This is a genomic window from Lactobacillus sp. UMNPBX15 (assembly GCF_002553785.1).
In the GTDB taxonomy this organism is placed as follows: domain Bacteria; phylum Bacillota; class Bacilli; order Lactobacillales; family Lactobacillaceae; genus Lactobacillus; species Lactobacillus crispatus.
Genome location: NZ_PCYV01000009.1, coordinates 40129 through 63015, shown reverse-complemented (window position 1 = coordinate 63015; position 22887 = coordinate 40129). Strand labels below are relative to the sequence as shown.

The window sequence follows — 22887 nt, the reverse complement described above, 5'->3', positions numbered from 1 at the left end:
ACTTGAAATATTATTAAATAAATAATCAAGCGGTAAAAATGATAATTCTACTAAACTCATGACTCAAGTCGCTACTTAAATCTGTGTTTTTACATGAATAAGACATCTAAATAAAGTTTCAATCTTCAAAAAATGCTGAGAATCACTCTAAGATTTATTTTTAATGAATTAATTTGTCGTGGTTACTCAATCTTTATACAAACAAGCAACATTTTAATTCATTATTATAACCCTTATACCTCTATCTCCCCTCCTCTGCTGACCAGGGAAGACGAAAAAAGAGCCGAAATCAGACATAATTCGTCCAATCAGGCTCTTTGCTTATCTAGCTAGAATAAAAATCTGAATAAAATCAATCTGTTGCAGGTCTAATTTTATTCATAATGAAGGCAACGACGATTACCAAGATAACTGCACCTAAAATTGACGGTACAATTGCCATGTCCGCAACCTTCGGTCCCCATTCCCCTAAAAGGGCTTGGCCTAGTGAAGATCCAACCAATCCTGCTAAAATATTAGCAATCCAGTTCATTGACTTACCATGTCCAGTTAAAGCACCTGCAATTAAGCCGATTACTCCACCAACAATTAATACCCAAATCCAATGTAGCATTTTGATCACCTTTGCTTTCTTGCAAAATATCTTATCACATTTCTGATTAAACACAATTTGATTTCAATTTTTTTCGGTTTGATTACTGATATATTAATAAATGATCTCATCTATTGCCTTTTGAGAACTATATCTGTAGTCTATAAAGTATAAATTATGTGAGAGATATAGATAAGATTCTCTCCACTAAGTATGGAGGACATAAATTGTTTAAAAGGAAATCAATTATTAAATTAGCATGTGCAACTATGTTAACGAATGCAGGTGTCACACTTTTATCTCAAATGACTCGTTTCTCTGACTCAGAGAGCATTGTGCAAGCTTCATCAACATCAGTTGTTGCTAAAGCCCTTGGAATTGATGTTGCCAGCTACCAAAGCGCAGATTTAACTGCTCATGCCAAGGCTGGTTCTCAATTTGCAATCGTTAAAGTTAGTGAGGGAACCAGTTATCGCAACCCTAAGGCAGCCAATCAGATTAAATCTGCTATTGCTAATGATATGATGCCGATGGCTTATCATTTTGCAACTTTTAGTTCAAGTTCATCGGCCGCTAAGCGCGAAGCGCAATACGCAATTTCTTCTGCTAAGGCGTTGGGATTACCAGCTGGCTCATACTTAGCCTGCGATTATGAAACTGGTCAGGGCAATATCATTACTAATGGTAAAAATGTGACAGCTAAGGCTATTATTGCCTTTATGGATCAAATTAAGGCGGCTGGCTATCAACCACTTCTCTATGCTAGTTCTTCCGTTTTGCAAAACAATATTAATACTCCATCTATCGTGAACAAGTATCCTAATTCACTCTGGGTAGCCGCATATGCGATTTCAGGCCGAGTAGACCAACCCAACTTTAAATACTTCCCTTCAATGGATGGTGTCGCAATCTGGCAGTTCACAGATAATTGGCGCGGAATGAATACTGATGGCAATATTACAGTCTTGCCATTATCAATCGCAGGTAACGCGGCAGTCTCACAGGCTCCTAAGGCTTCCAATACCAAGAAAACAGCTACAGTTATGTACAAGTCATATGTTTATGACAAAAATAGCAACCGGACAAATGATTTTTATAATGCTTACAGCTCTATTACTTATTATGACAATAAGGTGAGAATTAAAGGCAAATCAATGATTCGTGTCGGTGAAGACAAGTATGTGATGGCAAGTAACGTACTAGGCAATTCACGCGTCTTTAAAGCTGATGCTAAAGTGTATAAAAATGATGGCACCATTAATACAAAATGGTCTACTAAAAAATCCGGTTCACCGATCAAGACTTATGGCCCTAAACATTACATCAATAATGAAGCTTACTATCGAATTGGTAAAAATGCTTACGTTAAAGCAGACAAGTTCTAATTTATTTTTAGCAGCAAATATTTGCTGCTTTTTTGATGCATCCCTAAAACGTAAATGAACTGACGAATCATTTCCAATTTATTTATCTGCATCCCTTTTTTACCCATGTTAAAATTAAGGCATTATATAGAAACGAGGATAAGATAAGGATGAAATTTAAAAAGAAGTTAGCTTTATTCTTAGGTCTTGGAGTATTATTGCTTTCTCTGACTGGTTGTAGTGATTTTCAAAACTGGGAATTATCTATGCGCTCTAAGATTGGGGCATTGCCCTTAACAGTATCAACGTATGATTCTAATGGACAAAAGATCGACCAGATCAAAGCTAAGTCAGTTAATATTCATACTGATAAAAAGATGTCACAGAAAAGTAGTAATGGCACTGAACATTCTAGCGTAATTGATGTTGACTATGGCAATAATCGAATGATTCACGTTGGTTCTACTATGATTGCCTATGAAGGACTGAAAAACTACGAGGATGCATTTAACAAAAAAGTTAAGATCGACGATCAAAATCGTTCTGTTCCTCTGTTAAATACAATGTATCAGAATTTTAAAAACGATTGGAATGGTAGCTCAAGAGTAGTAATGATTAGAAGCCAATTAGGAATGCCGATTGCTGTCTTTATTGGAAATCACGTCTCAATTCATAAGAGTGATATGAAGAATGCAACTCAATTTGTGATTGATGGTCATCGTCTATTTGTTTACCGTGCTGATTACACAGTTTATCCAATGTCCAGTTTAAAAAGCAATTAACTATAAAAAGTGTCAATCCTCATTTTAAGGACTGACACTTTTTATTATTTATCATCAATTAATGCATTAAATGCTTCATTAGTTTCAACGATGTCGCTCATTACTTGATTAATCCAGTCATTAAGCTTATCGTTATCGTAGTTTTCTAAACCGCCTTCGGAATCTCCAATGTCCGCAATACCATTATTGAAATCTACTAGTTCAGTAATTAACTTTTGAGCAAAAATCTTAGTGGTGCCACCAAAGTTTTCCGCAAAATTATTTACATCCCCATATGCATCGGCAATATCACTGAAAACTGTGACAGTTTTACCAAAAGTCTCACTCAAGTTATCTACATCTGCTTGAGTTGGTACAGTCAATTCTTCATCTTCATTATTAAGTTGTTCATCTAAACGAACGCCAATGTCGTTTAACACTAAGTGACCATCATATAGACGATTCAGTAATTTGATACCACTAGGGTTTTTAGCTTGGAAGTTTACACTAATTTCTTCTGTCATACTTTTTCCTCATCTCACATAATGTATTTTCATCTATTGTACAATTTTTAGCCAAAAAATACGACTAAACAAGGAAAATAAGCTTTTTTCGATTCTTTATAAAAAATGTTATATTTTACTTGAACATTAGCAATAAAGAGCATAAAATAAACGATTGAAAAGTGTTGTACCATACAAACAACATATGTTTGTAAGTAATGTTTGAATTACTAAATGTAATTTGCCCTTACTTACTGACGAGCAATCACTGTTGCTATAATTAGAATGCTAAGAGTTTTCTATAAGCGTTGCTGGTATTCTAGTTATAGTGACATGATTATCTAAGTTAAATTTAGTTGCAATCATTTTTCTACGTTAGTACTATAGATATTCACGTTCGAATGAGCGCAGTAATTTTAAATTAGACTGTTTTTTATCACCTATTCCTGAGAATAGGTGATTTTTTTATGATTAACGTATTTGTATGATATAATATAAACATTAGTTCGTGAAAGGAGCAGATATGGAAACTGCTAAATACCTAGAATTGATCCAAATTGAAGTAAATAAATTGCCTGATTTTGTTAAGCAATTTAATCTTGGTACTAATCATTCATTAACTACTACTTACCAGTACTTAACTGAAATTCGACGCTTCTTCGATTGGCTACGTCAAGAAAATATCTCTTCTGCTTCAGATAATGCTCATGTTACTACGGATACATTAGCCAACTTACGTCGCAATGACATAATGCTGTATATTGATTATTTAGGACATACCCGTAATAAGCAAGGCCGACTAAACTCCCCCACTACGATTAATCGCTCAATTAATGCTTTACGCTCCCTATTTAAGTTTTTAACCATTACTGCCGACAATAATCATGGTGAGCCATATTTTGAGCGGAATGTAATGCTTAAAATTAATTCTTTAAATGATACGCAAACACTTAATTATCGGGCTCATGTACTTGAAAGCCACATGTACACTGGTAAGTTAAAATTTGAATTTTTGACTTTTATTGATCAGGACTATATTAACCATTGTAATAAGCAAGCAAAGATTGGTTTTAAGCAAAACAAAGAACGTGACATGGCAATTGCTGCATTAATCTTAGGTACCGGCATTCGGGTGTCTGAATGTGCTGGCGTTGATTTGAGTGATTTAAACCTTAAGGATGCTGTACTAGATGTAACTAGAAAAGGCGGACAAAAAGATAGTGTACCAATTGCAGAATGGACACTTCCTTATATCAAGCGATATAAAGGTATTCGTAATGAACGCTATCATGCAGATAGTAAGCAAGTGGCATTCTTTTTAACTCAATGGCATGGTCAAACGCGGCGAATTACAACTAACGCAATTGAAAAAATGATCAATAAGTATTCTGCAGCTTTTGGTCATCCCCTTACCCCACATAAGTTACGTCATACGGTTGCTTCTGAGCTCTATGAAGTAACTAAAGATCAAGTGCTTGTAGCACAACAGCTAGGTCAAAAAGGCACTTCAGCCACCGATCTATATACTCATGTTGATCAGAAAAAACAGCGTGCGGCTCTCAATGAGATCTCAAAAGAAAATCACGATTAATCAAATTAAATGCAAAAACGAGTTTGGCTATTCAATTCCAAACTCGTTTTTTATTAATGTTTCAATTTCTTGTAAGCTTTTTTGGAGCCACGATCTAGATCACGATTAAACTTATAATCTTGCCAGTCTTTAACAAAGAGTAAATCTAAGTTATATCCTTTTGGGTACAAGTCTTTAGCTAGTCGTCTTAATTGTAAACGTCTGAGTGGTACTTCTACAAATTCTTTTGCCACAAATATCTTTGCTGCATTTTGGGTAGGAAGATATTTATAAAAGATTCCTTCTTCTTTTAAATTGGTAGCATATACAATATCACCTTTATGAAATTCTTTTTTAACAACCAGGTTGCTTTTGTTTTTCCGCTGGTGAACGAAACGTTTTTTTAAAGATAAAGGTAAATTATTACCCGTTAATATGGCTTCTGCTTGATGCAGAACATTTTCTGGAATACCTGATTTTTTGGCGATCCATAGTGCTCGACTATTACCAATACTTCCTATCTTTAACTTATAAGTAGGTTGCAGATTTTTTAAGTCAAAATCCATTGCAGCTGTGATAAAACCATCATGCTGCTTAGCAAAATCCTTAATAGAGCTGTAGTGTGTTGTGGTCATGATTAAACAGCCACGTAAATACAACTCTTGTAGAATTCCAATAGCGAGTGCGCTTCCTTCATTTGGATCTGTCCCTGTCCCTAATTCATCTAATAATACTAAACTATGGAATTGAGCATATTTGGTAATCATGGCAATATCTTTCATTTCGGCTGAAAAAGTACTCAGAGAATTATCTAGGTCCTGGTGATCACCTATTAAAGTAAAAACGTCATCCATTAATGGAATATCACATGGTTTATCGCTTGGTAAAAACAGACCTAGTTCGGTCATTAAAATCATCAAACCAGTGGTTTTAAGCGCGACGGTTTTACCACCAGCATTTGGTCCTGTAATCATTAGAACACTATTTTCTTGGGTTAATTCTAAGGTTAACGGAACAGGATTAATGATCAAGGGATGCCGCACTGCACGTAAAACAAGAGAATTTTCACGATTAATTTTAGGCCTAATACAATTATATTTTTGTGCAAACTTTCCCCTAGCAAAAATCATATCTAGTAAAGTGATTAGTTCAATGTTACGCTTAATATCATCCTTCACGTCGTATATTTTTGCAGTTAAAGCACCTAAGATTGCTAGTTCTAGATTACGTATTTGTGCCTTTAAATTGGTTATTTGCTGATTTAGACGAACAACCTTAGCAGGTTGAAAGTAGACGGTTTGTCCACCATTAGAAACAGCCACAATAGTCCCTGACAATTGATTTTTGTAGTTTGCTTTAATTGGAATGGTAGCGTAGCCCTCTTTTTCAACGATCATTGCGTCTCTAATCATTTTTTGATTAGGTTTACTAGTCAAAAAATGATTTAATGCAGTTTTGAGTTCAGTAACAGATTTCTTTAAGTTGCGGCGCATTTTTGCTAGTTCACGATCTGCCTCATCGCGTACTTGACCATGTTCAATAGTAGTATAAATAGCATCTTCAATGTCTGGCAATAGCGTCATGTCTTGGACATATGCATTGAGTAATGGTGCTAGCTGCTCATGTCTGGCTAAAAAGCGTTGTAGTAGGCGATTTACTCGTAAAAATTCTGCTACTTTTTCTAGATCATCAGGAGTTAAGATTAGCCCTTTTTCAGCTTTAGTAATTAAATGCTCGATATCCTCAGAACTGGCAAAAGGAATGTGCTGCCGTAATTTCAAAATCTTCACGGCTTCTTCTGTTTCATTAAGCAGTTGTTCTACTTTATGTAAATTGCTACTTGGTTGGGCGGAACTTAATTGTTCTTTGGCAGCAATAGTAATTGCCTGTTGAGCTAAGATATCTTTAACTTGAGTAAAGTTTAAGTTTTGATTATTGTTGATATTTTTCAATTTGATGTAATTTCCTTATGTTTAATTTAACGTTGATTGTAACTAATGGCTTAATAAGTATGCTTGCAGACATATGCATTTCCTCGAATTTCTATAATTTGATTTAAAAATGATTGTAACATAAAAAGAACATTAAAATAGATACTATAGTAAAACAGTTATTAAATTAATTCCTATATTTCGTGATAATCATATTACTATTGCTTATTATAGCAATTTTACTATGACATTCAACACTAGTATCTCAACTGTAATTTTTTAATTACAAATCTATTATCGTAAAAAGGGTAAACAAAAAAGACCATAGTTTGTACTATGGTCTATGGCTATTTGTTCTTATTTTAATTCGAGCTTATCAATATCAACCATCCATGCAATTGCAATTGATTTCTCTCCTAAGTGTGTAGCGATTACTGGACTAAATTCAGCTACATCAACTGGCTTATCTGGAAAGTTTTCATTAACAAATTGCTTAATTTGCTCCGCTTGCTTTAAATCATTTGAGTGAAATACAAACAAGCGGAGCTTATCTTTATAAGGCAAATTTGCTGTCTTATCTAAAGTTAATTTTTCTACCTTAGAAACAGCACGCTTTAATGATCTGATCTTATCAAAAGCAACGATTTTTCCTTCATCATTAAAAGTTAACAAAGGCTTGATTTGAAGCATTGTCCCAATAAAAGCACCGGCATTGCTTAAACGGCCACCACGACTTAAGTTTTTAAGATCATCTACTACAAAGAATTCATCAATTGTCTTACGTATCTCATCTAATTTCTTTAAGATAGCCTCTGGTTCCATACCATTTTTTATCATTCTTGCGGCAGCTAACACCAAGTAGCCTTGCAATCTAACTGTCATCTTAGAATCGTATGGATATAAATTATATTCAGGATTGTTATGTGCCATATTTACCATATTTTGATAAAAGCCTGAGATACCACTGGACAAAGTGATAGCGATAATAGCTTCATAGCCTTCTCCGTGTAATTTATTACATAATTCTATCATTTGACCCATGCTGGGCTGTGAAGTTTTAGGAAAAGCAGCACCTTGTCTCTCCATCTCAAAAAGCTGGGTGGAAGTGATATTAACGCCTTCTGAATATTCCTTATCACCTACGATGACAGGAATAGGAACTACATTAATATCATTATTTTTAACTTCTTGATCAGTTAAGACACTAGTACTGTCAGTAACTAATGCAATTTTCAATTTATTAACCCTTCCCATATCTAATTTAGCATAGAAAAATTATAGCATAAAAGGCACCTATCACGCACCCTATTCCATTTTTTCTAGGGTCATAGAAGTATCAGCGACTTGATTTAATTGCTTAATAAATAAATTAGCAGCATCTCTGTCAAAATAGACAAATAATAAATTTTCAATCTTAGTCAGAGTTTTTTTTAGTTCTTTAGCTTTAGTCACGCCAGCTTCACTTAGATTCACAATCTTGCTTGAATCTTTTTCCGATCTAGTGATATTAATAAAGCTCATAGTCTTCTTTTGCTGCAATTGACGACTTAAGGTTGATAATGAAATATTAAGCGCTTCTGCCAGCTTCCCCATCGCTAATGCTTGATTTTTGTTTTCATCAAAAAATAGCAAAATTCGAGTTTGTGAAATATTTAAGCCACATTTGTGATTTATTTCTTTTTTCACTTGATCTGCGATCGTACTAAAAAATAATACATCCATTCGTATAGTCCTTTTTCTCCAATGTAGATTACTATATACTTGTATTTTATCATTTAATATGGCATTTGATAATACCAAAAGGCTAACTTATCAGCAATATTGTATAATACAATGCACTTTTTATGTTGTAATATACAACTGAATGATATAGCAGACCTCGCGTGAAACATTTACTACTGTATTGCAGGTTTCAATTATGATTAGCTATAACTTATAAATATAATCATTTTAGAATCTGACTAAAAATTGATATAATATTACACGAACTTTGAGGTGATATTTATGGCATTTGATGGATTATTTATCCATAGTTTATTAAAAGACTTAGTCCCTACTCTGGTAGGTGGTCGCTTATCAAAAATTTATCAACCATTTGATCAAGACCTAGTCTTAATTTTTAGAAAAGATAGAAAGAATTATCAATTTTTAATTTCGGCCAATGCACAATATCCAAGAATGTATTTGACTAAACAAAACATTGCAAATCCTGATAAAGCACCTATTTTTGTCATGGTTTTAAGAAAATACTTAGAAGGTTCAGTTTTGCAATCGATTGAGCAAGTTGGCTTAGGTCGAATTGTCAACTTTCATTTTAGTAATCGAAATGAACTTGGTGATCAAGTCAAACTCATGCTTTCTGTAGAATTAATGGGACGTCATAGTAATGTCATCCTTTATAATCAAGAAGACAATCACATTATTGATTTACTTAAGCGAATTAATCCTGATGAAAATAGAGCGCGTGTTTTACTGCCAAAAGCAAAATATGAGTTGCCCCCACTAAAACCAGGATTAAATGGGTTGACTCTATCAGAAAGTGAATTTAAACAATTAAGTAGTGAAAACCAGCCTAATGAAATTGCTCAAAAAATGGATGGCTTAGATAAAGATGATCGAACTGAATTATTAGGCTATCTTGAAGACGATTACACTTATTCATCTTTTAAGACCTTTTTTAATCAGTTTGACAATCCGCGTGCTTTTATTTTAAAAACACCTAGAAATAAGCGTAAGATTTTTTGTTATTTGCCCTATCATTTAGATTTAGAGAAAGAAAGCTCTAATCCAGATCTGAATGCTGGCTTAGATGAATTTTATGAATATCAGGCAACACGTGATTGGGTTAAGCAGCGTGCAGGACAAGTTGAACGTGTAGTTAAGAATGAGCAAAATAAACTAACTAAGAAAGTTAAAAAACTTGAGAAGCAATTAGATCTTGCTGAAAATTCAGAGGGCTATAGAATTAAAGGCGAAATTTTAAATGCAAATTTGGCTCAAGTAAAACCTGGAATGACTAAAGTTTCATTACCTAACTATTACGAAAATAATGCTCCATTAGAGATTAAATTAGATCCTGCTCTCTCCCCTGCTCGTAATGCGCAAAAGTATTTTACTCGTTACAAAAAGTTACGTGATTCTATTAAGCACATTAATGAACAGCTTCGTATTGCTAAGGATAATATTCGTTACTTTGATTCAATTCAAACAGCTATTGACAATGCGGATCCACAGGATATTGATCAAATTACAGATGAATTGATTAATCAAGGATATTTACGTAAACAAAAGAAAAATAAGCGTAGGAAGAAAATCACTGAACGCAATTTAAATGAATTTAAACTTTCATCTGGTAAACACGTATTGGTTGGTAAAAACAACTATCAAAACGATTGGCTTACTCTTAAAAAAGCTAATAAATCTGATTACTGGTTTCATGTTAAGAATATGCCAGGCTCACATGTGATCTTACGCGATGATCAGCCTACTGATCAAGATATTAAAGAAGCGGCTGAGATTGCAGCTTACTTTTCTAAGGCTAAAAATTCCGCTCACGTACAAGTTGATTATGTGCAAGACAAGCGTGTGAAAAAGCCTAATGGTGCTAAACCAGGATTTGTAATCTACACTGGACAAAATTCAATTGAAGTAACTCCTGAAGAAAAGGAAATTATGAATAAAAAAATTGAAAAATAAAAATCATCGAACTAGTTAGTTCAATGATTCTCATAAATGCAAAGTCATATCGACTTTGCATTTTGTTTTGCTTATTAAATAGGTTGAGTAGTTAAAGCCAATGATTCTAGAACGTCTAAAATCAATTCCGCTGTTTCGATACTTGAGAAAACAGGAATATGTGTATTCAGCGCTTCATCTCTGATGCGCGATGCATCTTCGCTAGCTGCATCAGACAAATTAGTAATATTAACAACCATGACGATCTTATGTTGACGAATTTTATCTAGTAGATTTCTAGGGTCTTTATGAACCTTCTCCACTACTCCAGTAGTAATCCCAGCTTCCGCAAACATATTAGCTGTTCCTTCGGTCGCAATTAATTTGAAACCCAAGCGATCAAATCGGCGAGCTAGTTGGGTCACGCGATTCTTGTCTTCATCTCTGACTGAAATAAAGATTGTTCCATAACTTGGAATATGTAAATCACTTGCTTCATATCCTTTGTATAAAGCCTTAGCTAGTTGAGTATCTCGACCCATTACAGAACCTGAGGATTTCATATTTGAATCGAAAGTATTACCACTTGAATAATTAAGAAATGAAAATACTGGCATTTTAATATGAATAAAATCGCTGTTTTGCCATAGACCATTAGGATATCCTAGCTCTGCTAAATTTTTGCCAATTAAAGCTTCTGTAGCACAAGTAGTGATATCCTTATCTAGTGATTTTGATAAAAATGCTACATTATGACCTGCATATGGTTTAATTTGCAATAGATATAGGTCATTATCAACGAATAAATAGTGCAGATTAAAAATGCCTTTTGTTTTCAGCTGCTTAATTAATTTAATTGACTCTTGCTCAATCTTTTTTTGCTGCTCTTCGGTTAAATTTTGCGGCTGAATCACTGCAATTGAATCAGAGGCATGCGAACCTGTTTGCTCTAGATGTTCAATTATACCGGGCAAAGTTACATTGGTACCATCAGAGATAGCCGTTACCTCATATTTGTGTCCCTCAATAAAGCGAGAAATAGTTATTTGATCAAGTTGGTTTTCTGCTAAATATTTCTCTATTGCAGGAACATCATAAACAACTGCAGATTTTTGCTTGTTTTCTTTATTCATACCACCAATTAAAAGTGGAAAACCATATTTAGAAGCAAAAGCGAAAACCTGGTCTGTATCAGTTGTTTTATTTAATGCCGGGACCCGCTTTAAGGTAGTAAATTGTTGATCAAGCAAAGTAGTAATCTTATCCCGTGGATCGTCGTTTGCCTTTTGCCCAATAACGTGCAAACCACATTTTTCCAACTCTTTACTCAATGCACTGATTCTTTTGCCAGAAAATTGAACTAATACATCAGAAATATTTTCTCTTTTAGCAACAGTTAGAATATTTTCAACTGTAATGGAATCAAAATAAACTCGGTCAATATTCTTATACCTTGATGAAATCGATTCGTCATTATTTGATAGAAGCACAGTAACATAGCCATACTTATGTAAAGTATCGGCTGCGTGAGCAATCATATAGTCAAACTCGCTAGTAACCGAAACTTGAAGCGGCAACATGCCCAAAATCAAGATCTTTTTTTCAGCATTTAAAGCTTGTGCTTCATTTTGAACATCATATGCACTGTAGTAAGCACAAACATTAGGTTTATATATACCTGCTGAGCCGTCGATCTTCAAATATGATGGCTGCAAGTCAATTTTATTAATCAAAGAGCGAACTTCAGTAACTGATTTTTGTAAAATCTTAGCTAATAATGGGTTAAAGAATCCATAGTCTTTAGCTTCTTGCAGCAAATCACGCGAAGGCTGCTCCTTCTCTTGTAATAACTTTTTGCCAAGTCTTACAATGTGAAGCAATTTCTGATAATAAACCGGATGCAAATGTGTTACTTTTTGTAATTCAGAATATGGAATATCTTGATCAATTGCGGCTAATAATTTAACTAAATGCAATTCATCAGGATGTGCCAAATCATTCAAAATATCTGCAGTGGATTTTTCTTTTTCTTTTATAAAAGCATGCCAACCCAATTCTAAATTAATAGTTGCATCTAAGCCTTTCAGAAAAGCAGTTTCAAAATTACGCCCTACACCCATTGCTTCTCCACTTGCTTGCATGCGACTTCCTAGCAAATAGTGGTTATAACCGGATTCAGCAAATGACCAATATGGCATTTTAATTGCTACTGCATCTAAGGTGGGTTCAATTGAGGCATTAAGTCCAGATAGAGGATCGGTAATCTCATTCAGTCGATAACCGATAGCAACTTTGCTAACGACATATCCCACATCATACATTCCAATTCTTTGAGCCCAAACAGAACTTCGCGTCAAACGCGGACGAAGCGTCAAAAGCTTAGATCGAATTTGAGTTCCATGGTGTTTAATCGCAAAATGAAAACTAGCAAATCCAATGAGATCAAGATTAGACATGATTTTTCTAACGGTTATTCTTAACTCTTGAATATGATCATTGTTTAGGGTTAATGATGGCATCACAACTGCAGAGTCACCTGAATTAATACCTACAGCTTCAATAGATCCCGCAAAATTGATAAAAGCTAAATTGCCATCCTTATCACGGATTACGTCAACAATTACTTCTTCCCAACTAGATAAGTCTTCAGTTAAGCGATAATTCTTCCATGTAAAATTATCATTTTGCTTTTCTTCTTTAAAGTAACTGATTAAATCGGTAGGATTTGCAAATTGCAAATGTTCGTTGTGTACAAAACGGTTGTACTTAGTAACTAATACGGGAAAAGTGACTTTGTCGTTAATGCTTTCTAGCGCATTATCTAAATTATCCTGAATACTCTGATTAAGTTCCCAAGATTGCCCGGTATCAATATGTAGCTTAGTAAGCAACTCTGTCTTTTTCTGTTGATTCCCCATTTGTAGAGCACGCGAATTCAATGTTAGTAACTGAATTCCCATTTGTTCTAAAATGCCATCTTGTAATAACTTATGTGCAACCTTTAAACCATTAGTTGAACCATAAGCTGTCATAATTGCATCTGGCTCTTCCATCCGTAGAATTCTTTTCAGGAAGTCGAGAGTCATCGGTTCAAGATAGACTGTTACACCAGGTTTTTTATCAGTTGAAATTGTAGCTGGATTAGGATTAACTAGCACAACTTGAATGCCTTCTTCTGTCAAAGCATCAATTGCTTCTGTTGCCATAAGATCCATTTCTGCTACACTACCGATTAAAGTAGGGCCTGATCCGATAATTAAAACTTTATCTAAATCGTTTTCTAATGGCATATAACTACCCCATCATCTGTAAAAAATAATCAAAAATTTCATCTGCATCATTAGTGCCTGGTGCTCCTTCAGGATTAAAAGCAGTGGCGATCAATTTGTCTTTACTGTTCCAGAAGCCCGCCATCAGTTCACTGTGTAGATCAAAGTATTCACGATTCATATTCATCTTCACACTATCAGGCAACACTAGTTGGTCAATATTCATCGCTGTTTGCCAGATAGCATTACTATTTTGTTCAATCACTGGATAATTAATACCATCAAATTCTTGTGGTAATTGAACCAGTTCAAAGCCGAGATAATCGCTCAAAGTTAAAAAACCTAATCCGATTCCTAAAATTGGATACTTACCATAAAAATGATCTAAAACTGGCGTTAGCTGATTAATTACTTCTTCTGGTTTTCCTGGCCCATTTGAAATAATTATTCCTTCAGGACGTAAGTTTTCAATATCAATCGGACTGGCACTGTATGATAAAACTGTCGTATTTACTTTTCGTAAAGATAAAGCACGCAGCATTGAGTGCTTTAGCCCAAGATCTAGCACAGCTACAGTTCGTCCAACATTAGGGGATGCATATGCATTCTTAGTTGAAACAGTCGCAGATTTATTTTTAGGTAAAACTAGTGCTTTAATCTGATCAAAGGCATGCTCGTCATTAGTATCCATGATCGAAGCCTTAATTGTACCTTCTTCCATTAAGCGATGAACTAAAGCACGAGTGTCAACTTTGAAAATTGCAGGGATATTCTTTTCTTTCAAAAAAGAACTTAAATCTTCAAAATTTTCACTATCTGAAATATTTAATGCAATATCGTTAGCAATAATCCCTTTAACTACGGGATCAATACTTTCATAATCAATGGCATTAATACCGTTATTACCAATCATTGGTGAAGTAAAGACTAAAATTTTACCAGCATTAGTAGGATCTGTTAATGCTTCTTGGTAGCCAAAATTAGCCGTTTGAATTGCTAATTCACCGGTTGAAATAATACTGGCACCAATTCCTTCACCTGGAAATGAACTGCCATCTTCTAAAATCAAATAACGTTTCATATTATCACTTACTTGTTTGTTCTAGTTGAGCCAACGTTTCTTGAAAAATTTGTGGTGGTTCTACACTAAACTCTAGCCATTCGCCAGTACTTGGATGTTTAAATCCTAATACTTTAGCATGCAAAAATTGACCATGACCTTTCAAGGTTTTACGTGGACCGTATAATGGGTCTCCTGCAACCGGATGTCCAATATAGTCAAGATGAACTCTAATTTGATGGGTTCTTCCAGTTTCAAGCTGACACTCAATTAAGCTATAATCCTTGAACTGCTCAAGCACCTTGAAGTGAGTAATAGCTTTTTTGCCTGTTTCAACTACCGCCATTTTCTTGCGGTCATATGGATTGCGACCAATTGGTGCATCAATTACCCCATTTTCTTCCGCAAAATTACCATGAACAATTGCCCAATAAAGACGTTTGTTAGTCTTATGAGCCAATTGATCTTCTAATGATTCACGAGCCTTGGCGGTCTTAGCGATCATTAATAAACCAGATGTATCTTTATCAATCCGGTGGACAATTCCAGGACGAAATCCTTCTGGTGATTGTGCTAAGGCCTTGGTGTGATATAACAACGCATTTACTAAAGTATGATCTGGATGACCTGGTGCGGGATGCACTACCATACCTTGAGGCTTGTTAACTACAATGACATCATCGTCTTCATACACGATATCAAGTGGAATATTTTCGGGTATAACATCTAACGGTTTAACCGCTGGAATATTAACTTCGATTTTATCTCCCGCCTGAATCTTATAAGATACTTTTTCGACTTTGCCATTAACTAGGATATTTTGGTCTTTAACCAGTTCTTTAACTCTAGTTCGAGATAGATCAGGAATTTGTTCTGAAACAAACTTATCTAAACGTCCCTTTTCGTTTTTTACTTCAAGTGAATATTCTTTAGTCATGTTGTTCTTCCTTACCTTCAATAAAAATTAAGTAAATGAACACAAGGATTACTCCAACAGTAATTGCGGAATCCGCAATATTAAAAATGTTGAAGTGAACAAAATCAAGCTGAAGCATATCAACTACATATTTTAAATGCAAACGATCAATAAAATTACCAACAATTCCACCTAAGATGAGGGCTAAACCCACATCAAACAAGGTATTCTTGTACTTTTTGTTAAAAAGAAAATACAAGCAAACACTAATGGCAATAATACTGATAATGTAAAAAAGCCACATTTGACCAGTTAAAATGTTCCAAGCCGCGCCATTATTTTGTAGATAATTAAAAGAAAGAATTCCAGGAATAATCTGGTGTACTTCTCCTATAGCATAATGAGCAACAATATAATTTTTTAGTCCTTGATCAGCAAGAACGACAACTAATGAAATAATTAAATATAAAAATTGCATATTTTTTAGAATAATCCACTAATTTTACCATTGTTATCAACGTCAATGTCTAAGGCTGCAGGATGCTTAGGTAAACCAGGCATATCTAGCACGTGACCAGTAGTGACTACGATAAAACGAGCTCCATTTTTTAAACTAATTCCCTTTACATGAAGCTTAAAATCAGTTGGAGCACCTAATTCATTCTTATTATCAGTGAATGAATATTGTGTTTTAGCGATAATTACAGGTAAGTTAGCCTTGTCTAACTTTCTTAATTCTTCGATTTGTTTTTCAGCTTTTTCGCTGTATTCAACTCCGGCTGCATGATAAATCTTAGTGGCGACTTTTTCAATTTTATCTTTAACATCGTCATTATCTGCGTATGTTGGAGTTAAATTTGCTGCATTAGAATTAGCTAAATTAATCACAGCTTGAGCAGCTTTAATGCCACCTTTTGAACCTTCACCATGGTAAGTAACCACTTGAGCTTGAACGGCCTGTTCTTCAATTAATTGCTTAAGTAAAGCGAGTTCTTGGTCAGTATCTGAAGCAAAACGATTGATTAACACGATGACCGGCACATTGTATGAACGCATGTTGTTCATATGACGCTTGAGGTTTTTAAAACCTTCTTTTAAAGCATCTAGGTTTTCTTCATCTAAGTGATCAGTTGAGCCTAAAGCTTGATACTTCAATGCACGAACAGTTGCTACAACTACTGCAGCATCGGGCGTCTTGTCCAGATGTCTTGAGACAAAGTCCATGAACTTTTGCCCACCAAGATCACTACCAAAGCCGGCCTCAGTTAATACATAGTCGCTTAAATGCAAAGCCAAGTTTGTCGCAATGACGGAATTGGCTCCATGCGCGATATTAGCAAAAGGCCCCCCGTGCACTAATGCTGGTGTGTGTTCCAAGGTCTGTACTAAGTTAGGCTTCAGCGCATTAGACAATAGTGCAGCAATTGCACCTTGGAATCCTAACTGTTTAACATAAACCGGCTTATCATCTTTAGTGTAGCCAACTAGCATATCACCAATTCTACTCTTTAAGTCGTTGATATCTGTTGCTAAACAGAGAATTGCCATTAATTCATTAGCAACAGTAATAGCAAAACTAGCTTGGTGCTCAACACCATTGAATTTAGAGCCTTGACCAACCGTGATTTTTCTTAAAGCACGGTCATTAACATCAAGCCCACGCTTAAGTAAAATTCGGTCAGGATCAAGATTTAGGCTATTGTCTTGGTAGATGTAGTTATCAACTAAAGCTGCAAGTGTGTCAATTGCAGCAGTTAAAGCATGCATATCTCCTGTGAAGTGTAGGTTGATATCTTCCATAGGGATGATTTGTGCTTTCCCACCACCTGTAGCACCGCCTTTTAATCCAAAAACAGGTCCCATCGAAGGTTCACGCAAGGCGATCATCGTATTCTGGTGCAACTGATTGTGAATTGCATCCCCCAAGCCAATTGTAATCGTTGACTTACCTTCCCCAGCGGGAGTAGGAGAAATTGAGGTTACTAATACTAATTTACCTAACTTTTTACTAGCACGAGTCCTGTTAATGGCTTGCCAAGTAATCTTAGCCTTATCATGACCATAAGGTTCTAAGTCTTCCTCTTCCTCTTTCAAGCCTACCTTAGCGGCTATTTCATTAATAGGTAATTCTTTGGTTTCTTGTGCGATTTCAATATCTGATTTCATTATTGCTTATTCTTCTTTCTAGACATCATTAAAACAGAATAGCTTTGGTAATCACTTTTTAGTTGATAAACTTGAAAATTACGCCAACTTGAAAGCAAAGTCATTTGATTGATTTTTACTTTTGAACGATATGGCAACTTGAGTAATATTTTGTCTCCACCCTTTTGCAAGTAAGAAAAGGACCAAGTATAAACTGCTAAAAGTAAGAAAATGATACCAACTACTATTCCAGGTATACTAATTGCTTTGTTCCCTTCATAGCCCAAAATAAAGGCGATAAATAGAACGATTAAGAGCCAAGAATAATAGATAATTCCTGCAACTCCTAGAAACATGAAATGCCGTTTAGATTTTAGAATTTAGATCACACCCTATTTATTTAATCATGTCTATTGTATCAAAGATTTAATCAAAATAAGAGGGTTGAACTTACAGCAATTAAATATAAGTCCAATCCTCTATCACATTTATTTACTTTACTACTGCTATTTCGTCTCTAACCTTTATATTGCTTGAATCGATGCCAGGTTTTTGACCGTGAAGATTAAAGTCTAAATCAACTGTCGGTTGAAACAGTAAGACATGTGTTGAACCACCAAAGTGGAACATGCCCAATTGCTCACCTTTTTTGACATGCTGTCCAATACGAACAGTAATTTCGTTGTTTGATACATCTCCCATACCTACGGCTACAAAGCACATCAGGCCTATCTTAGGGTTATCAGCTTGAATAAAGATTACAGCACGTGTTGCAGTTGAAGTTAAAAAGGCTTGTGAGTCATTAGCAGCTACTGGAGCAGCACCATTTGGATTTTCGAAACCTTGACTTAACGCTTCACCATAGTAGCTACCATTGATGTGATATGCTTTAACAATCTTACCACTAACTGGACTGTTCCAACGGTGATAGCTTAAGGCGCTTAAAAATGCCTGATAAATAGTGCCACCCTCGAATTTAGAAGTCCAAGGATCATTATGAAGTAGATCAAGCAAGGAATATGGTTGCCCCTTGATCCAAAACTTATTTTTCAAAGGAACATTTCTAGCAATTCTAAATGGAGCAGATTCACACGCGTTGGCAATTACATTTGGATCATCAGCATTCACTACTGGTCTAACGTCGTTTTTAAAAGTTCTAGTGAAAAAGTCATCCCATGATCTAAAACCTAGTTTTTGCTTTACATCATTTGATCGACAGTTAAATAAATCTAAGAAATCGTCACCTTTAGCTTCTTTAGCCATCTCATTTAGTGCAGTATTAGATAACCAACCCTTGTCTGAAGTATTCAACACATAAGTTGAATCTTCCGATTGTAAATATCTTCCCCAATAATTAAGGATATTTCTAAATCGTGCATTAACTTTGGGATCATTAAACAGAACGTAACCAGCTTTAGTCCCCATTGGATAGTCTAAAATAGCATTAATCGGGGTACCAACTAGTCCTGTTGTATTTCCTGGATAATCACCAGTTTTCGTATCATCAGTGTCTGAACCTAGTGAAATGTACGTGATCTTAATAGGTTCAAAGTGATCACCATGTTTAACAACTTCAACAGCTTTGGCATTTCGATTTGGAGTATAACCTTGAATTTCTGGGGGCATTGTATTCACTAAAACTACCAATTGTCCAGTTACTATACTTAATCACCTTCCCTGTTTGCTAATGTGCGATAAAGAAGTAATAGAAGTGTAAAAAATTTTGCCGTTCCTATCCGGCACTTAGGGCTGTGTCGGATAGGTCAGGCGTTAGGCTTCCGGCAAGTCTATCTTGCCGACAAAGCTGTAATAAATCTCAATGTCCTGCCTGCGGGTGCCGTTCTCGTCATAGCTGCACTCATGCACGACGATTTTCTCAATCATTTCCCGCAAGAGGGTGGGGGTCAATTCTTCAAAAGCAAGGTGCTTTCTCACAATCCCCATGAATTTCTCGGCGTTGACGGTGGCGGCCTGCGACTTGGAAAGTTCCTCCTGCAAAGCGGCAGCCCGGTCTTTCAGTTCCCGCTGCTCCTGCTCATAGTCCGCCGACAGCTCCATGAAACGCTCGTCGCTGATTTTGCCGCTTACATTGTCCTCATACAGCCGCTTGATAATGCGGTTCACTTCGGCAATGCGTGTCTGGGCCTGTTCAAGCTGCTTCGTGGCTGCGGCGGTCTTTCTCTTGCCGCCGATTTCGTTCTGCTGGATGAGCAGCTTTACAAAGCGGCTCTCATGCCTGGCGGCGTATTCCGTCACTTGCCGGAGATTGGAAAGCACGCCCGCCGTCAAAAGGTCGGTGCGGATAAAGTGTGCCGTACAGTCACGGGTACGCTTCTTGTAGCTGCCGCAGATATAACAGTCCTGCTTGCGGTTCTTGTTCTGATACCGCTGCTGATACAGCACATGGCCGCAGTCGGCGCAGAACAGCATACCAGAGAACAGCCCCACTTCATCATAGCGGTTCGGGCGTTTTCGCTGCTTGCGTAACTCCTGCACACGCTCCCATGTTTCCGTGTCGATAATCGGCTCATGGTGATTTGGGAAGATAGCCTGCTTCTCGATGGGGTTCTCAACGCTGTGCTTGACCTTGTAAGAGGGCTTCTCCGTCTTGAAGTTTATCAGACAGCCAGTGTACTCCCGGTTTTCCAGCAGATGGACGGCGGTGCGGTCAAAGTCGCCGCCCAGCTTCCGGGCGGTGATAGGCTTCGTCCTGTCTGGCGTGAGGTAGGACAGCCGCCCCCGGCTCTCCTTGACGGTCACACCCTCCCGCAACAGCAGAGAGGAAAACTCGTCAAAGCTGGCAGCGGTGGCAAGGGCTTTCCGTAGGGTCTGCCGCAGCTTCTCCTTGTTCGTTTCAAACTTGGTCTGCCGGGGCGTGATACCGCCTGCAATCATGGGGGCGTTCTGCTTGTCCAGTGCGGCCTGTCCCTTTTTCTGCGCCCAATATTCCCGGTCTGTGACACGGTTCTTGCTGCCGTTCAAGAGGTCGATTTGGTAAAGTCCTTCCCGGTGGCACATCTCCATGACCTCGGACTTGAAGTAGCGTAGGGCTGCGTCGGTGCAGCGGTGCTTGCACCCGGCTTTCGTGTCCGCTGGCCTGTCCATGTAGGGCAGGAACGGCACTTCCTCTATCCGCAGGCTGTTAATGACGATATGCACATGGATGTTGCCGCTGTGGTTATGCCCGTCCGGGTGGGTGCAGACAAGGGCCTGATGGCCGGGGAAATGCTCTTTACAGAATTGCTCCCCCAACGCCTGCGCCCGGTCTACGGTCAGGCCGTTGTCCGGCCCGTCCCGTGGGTCAAAGCTGATGATATAGTGGTGGCTTTTCACATCCTCCCGCCGCTGATTTTTCTCATAGCGGAGATTGGAGCGCATACACGCAACGGCAAAATCCTCGCCGCCGCAGTTCAGCGTGGACAAGCGATAATCCTCACGGGGGATAAGCCTGCCGTTTTCATCAAGGACGGGCTTCATAGTAAATTCGTCATGCTCAAAGAGCAGGTATTGTTCGGCGGCTCCGTAGTCGGCGTTCTTAGAGCCTAAATGCTTGAGTGTTGCCAACGGCGTCACCTACTTTCTTTAGGACTTCATACTTGAGGGCGGCAAGGTCGGCGGCCGCTTCCCGCAATTCCTTTGCCATAGCCGGGTAGGGGCTATGCCACTCGTTGAGGGTGCGGGCAATCTGGTTGAGATTGCCGCCAATCCTGCCGTACTCGGCTGTGAGCTTCCCGACAGCGGAGAGCAGCTCGTCATTGACTGACGACACATGGAGTACGGGGCGTATGGTAGTGCGCCGGATGGCCTGCCGGAGAAATTCGGACTGACTGATACCATAGGGCGCAAGCCGTTCTGTGAAGTCGGCGTATTCTTCATCGGTCAGCCGGGTTTTCACAACATGGCTGCGGTGGGGGGTGTTGTATCGCTTCGGCATGGGCTGTAAACCTCCTTTCACTTATCACAAAAAATGGGCTGGTCTGTTAGCTATTTTCGGGGCATTTCCTGTCTGCCGGACAGAAATATTTTTGCGGCGTAAGCCGCATAGCAGGGTTTGGGGAAGGCACTCCCCAACAAGTTTCCCGCGAGGGGCAAAACCGCAGAATTGCGGATTTTGGCACCGTGGTAGAAACTTGCTCTAAGTAAGCCGTAGATTTCCCCTTGCACTTACTACTCGTATAGCTGCCGCCTGTTTTGGCCGGATTTCTGCAAAAATCTTACGGCGTGGGGCGATTTTTACCCGCAGTTCTTTCTTTCCGCTAAAGATACATTTCAAAGGCCGCCAGCTACCCGCTTGCCGGGAATTTTCTCAAATTTTCCTTTGCCTTAGAAATACAGAAAATGCAGATTTGGCTACCGCCGCAGAAAATTTTTTGTTTCCGGCTTCACCTACCTACTACGGATGACTTTGCGATTTTGCCAAACGGATAAAGAAAAAAGCAGCAAATCTTTTTCAGACTTACTGCTTTCGCTGGCCGCCGATGGGCGGTGGATATTCAGTTTTGAAAGTTCAGGTCAGGTTGGCCCGATGATGGATAGCACAATAAATTCCTGTTTTCCCTTTAAGGCATTGTGCATTTTTTCTATTTCTCTTGATGATTATTTTTTTCATAATCAATCAATGTACCTATAACAATTCCAATCAACATTCCGATACCTGCACAAATAGAAATAGCAAAAAGATTTTGCAAAAACGCCCATGCCAACACACCTATGCAACCACCGACAATAAATCCTGTTAATAAGCCAATAGTTAAGTATTTATTACTTTTCATATTGCTATATCTCCCCTAAAAGTATATTTGTCGTTGGTTCTATTATACTATGACCTGCTTCCTTTAGGAATAGATGAATTGTAAACTGGCTGGAGTGAAACCGCTAATGACAGCCAGTGTTTGTTCTTTGTTTATCGGTCAAAGCGAAATTTGAACAGGGCGGCAATGAGCTGTTGCTTTATATGTTCCTCAACTTCGGCGTTGACTTTCCCGTGTACTTTGGAACAGTAGCGGATATATCCGGCATAGTGGGAAAGAATGGTGTCGATTGCGTCCGGGTCGCCCTCATGGGCTTTGACGATTGTTTCATAGGGGAGAAGTTTACTCAT

The 22887-nt window shown here is 37.5% G+C and carries 19 protein-coding genes and 2 pseudogenes; 4 read left to right on the top strand and 17 right to left on the bottom strand.

Annotated elements, in window-relative coordinates:
- Positions 1–352 precede the first annotated feature (352 nt).
- Entirely contained in the window at positions 353–613 is a 261-nt protein-coding gene (locus CP366_RS03935; RefSeq protein WP_005727307.1) for a GlsB/YeaQ/YmgE family stress response membrane protein, read from the bottom strand.
- 206 nt (positions 614–819) lie between these two features.
- Here CP366_RS03935 and CP366_RS03930 point away from each other — a divergent pair, with 206 nt between their 5' ends.
- Together CP366_RS03930 and CP366_RS03925 are read left to right on the top strand one after the other, a co-directional pair.
- Positions 820–1977: a GH25 family lysozyme gene (locus CP366_RS03930; protein ID WP_020993030.1), complete on the top strand. Its 1158-nt coding sequence runs from the start codon at positions 820–822 to the stop codon at positions 1975–1977.
- A gap of 149 nt (positions 1978–2126) precedes the next feature.
- The gene (locus CP366_RS03925) at positions 2127–2738 is read left to right on the top strand and encodes a DUF5052 family protein (protein ID WP_005719642.1); all 612 of its coding nucleotides are present in this window, start codon (positions 2127–2129) and stop codon (positions 2736–2738) included.
- A 44-nt stretch (positions 2739–2782) separates the two neighbouring features.
- Here CP366_RS03925 and CP366_RS03920 read toward each other — a convergent pair whose 3' ends face one another.
- On the bottom strand, positions 2783–3241 hold the full coding sequence (locus tag CP366_RS03920; protein WP_005722391.1) for a hypothetical protein: 459 nt from the start codon (positions 3239–3241) through the stop codon (positions 2783–2785).
- 502 nt (positions 3242–3743) lie between these two features.
- Here CP366_RS03920 and xerS point away from each other — a divergent pair.
- Positions 3744–4811 carry a tyrosine recombinase XerS gene (gene xerS / locus CP366_RS03915; RefSeq protein ID WP_057726712.1) on the top strand — a complete coding sequence of 356 codons (1068 nt, stop codon included), beginning with the start codon at positions 3744–3746 and terminating at the stop codon, positions 4809–4811.
- Positions 4812–4864: 53 nt separating this feature from the next.
- Here xerS and CP366_RS03910 read toward each other — a convergent pair whose 3' ends face one another.
- From CP366_RS03910 to CP366_RS03900, 3 genes are all read right to left on the bottom strand, one after another.
- Positions 4865–6742 (bottom strand): DNA mismatch repair protein MutS, encoded by a 1878-nt coding sequence (locus tag CP366_RS03910; protein ID WP_089147932.1) that lies wholly within the window; start codon positions 6740–6742, stop codon positions 4865–4867.
- A gap of 336 nt (positions 6743–7078) precedes the next feature.
- A complete protein-coding gene (locus tag CP366_RS03905) occupies positions 7079–7957 on the bottom strand; it encodes a DegV family protein (RefSeq protein ID WP_013086380.1) in 879 nt (292 codons plus the stop codon).
- 69 nt (positions 7958–8026) lie between these two features.
- Positions 8027–8443 carry a MarR family transcriptional regulator gene (locus CP366_RS03900; RefSeq protein WP_005719632.1) on the bottom strand — a complete coding sequence of 139 codons (417 nt, stop codon included), beginning with the start codon at positions 8441–8443 and terminating at the stop codon, positions 8027–8029.
- A 282-nt stretch (positions 8444–8725) separates the two neighbouring features.
- On the opposite strand from CP366_RS03900, the gene CP366_RS03895 reads away from it, so the two are divergent.
- The gene (locus CP366_RS03895) at positions 8726–10417 is read left to right on the top strand and encodes an NFACT family protein (RefSeq protein ID WP_089147931.1); all 1692 of its coding nucleotides are present in this window, start codon (positions 8726–8728) and stop codon (positions 10415–10417) included.
- 74 nt (positions 10418–10491) lie between these two features.
- Here the strand turns inward: CP366_RS03895 and CP366_RS03890 are convergent, their stop codons facing one another.
- The 12 genes and pseudogenes from CP366_RS03890 to CP366_RS03840 form a co-directional block, all read right to left on the bottom strand.
- Positions 10492–13686: a carbamoyl phosphate synthase large subunit gene (locus tag CP366_RS03890; RefSeq protein ID WP_089147930.1), complete on the bottom strand. Its 3195-nt coding sequence runs from the start codon at positions 13684–13686 to the stop codon at positions 10492–10494.
- A 4-nt stretch (positions 13687–13690) separates the two neighbouring features.
- Positions 13691–14746, bottom strand: a complete 1056-nt coding sequence (locus CP366_RS03885) for a carbamoyl phosphate synthase small subunit (protein WP_068813643.1) — start codon at positions 14744–14746, stop codon at positions 13691–13693.
- Positions 14747–14750: 4 nt separating this feature from the next.
- The gene (locus CP366_RS03880) at positions 14751–15662 is read right to left on the bottom strand and encodes an RluA family pseudouridine synthase (RefSeq protein WP_005719627.1); all 912 of its coding nucleotides are present in this window, start codon (positions 15660–15662) and stop codon (positions 14751–14753) included.
- Positions 15655–16119, bottom strand: coding sequence for a signal peptidase II (lspA, locus tag CP366_RS03875; RefSeq protein WP_013086376.1), 465 nt, complete (start codon positions 16117–16119; stop codon positions 15655–15657). Before lspA ends, CP366_RS03880 begins: the two co-directional genes overlap by 8 nt.
- A gap of 5 nt (positions 16120–16124) precedes the next feature.
- A complete protein-coding gene (locus CP366_RS03870; RefSeq protein ID WP_089147929.1) occupies positions 16125–17807 on the bottom strand; it encodes a formate--tetrahydrofolate ligase in 1683 nt (560 codons plus the stop codon).
- Entirely contained in the window at positions 17807–18142 is a 336-nt protein-coding gene (locus CP366_RS03865; protein WP_005719623.1) for a hypothetical protein, read from the bottom strand. The genes CP366_RS03870 and CP366_RS03865 overlap by 1 nt, the downstream gene beginning before the upstream one ends.
- A 136-nt stretch (positions 18143–18278) precedes the next feature.
- Entirely contained in the window at positions 18279–19421 is a 1143-nt protein-coding gene (locus tag CP366_RS03860; protein ID WP_233197970.1) for a phosphatidylserine decarboxylase family protein, read from the bottom strand.
- A 135-nt stretch (positions 19422–19556) separates the two neighbouring features.
- Positions 19557–20450: pseudogene (locus CP366_RS11135) on the bottom strand (DUF4368 domain-containing protein); the annotation flags it as partial.
- Positions 20433–21350 (bottom strand): annotated as a pseudogene (locus CP366_RS11130) (relaxase/mobilization nuclease domain-containing protein); the annotation flags it as partial. The pseudogenes CP366_RS11130 and CP366_RS11135, both read right to left, overlap by 18 nt.
- A complete protein-coding gene (locus CP366_RS03850; protein ID WP_001126628.1) occupies positions 21322–21720 on the bottom strand; it encodes a plasmid mobilization relaxosome protein MobC in 399 nt (132 codons plus the stop codon). The pseudogene CP366_RS11130 and the gene CP366_RS03850, both read right to left, overlap by 29 nt.
- A gap of 646 nt (positions 21721–22366) precedes the next feature.
- Entirely contained in the window at positions 22367–22558 is a 192-nt protein-coding gene (locus CP366_RS10900; RefSeq protein WP_000841357.1) for a hypothetical protein, read from the bottom strand.
- A gap of 131 nt (positions 22559–22689) precedes the next feature.
- Complete coding sequence (locus CP366_RS03840; RefSeq protein WP_001909500.1) at positions 22690–22887, bottom strand: helix-turn-helix domain-containing protein; 198 nt, start codon at positions 22885–22887, stop codon at positions 22690–22692.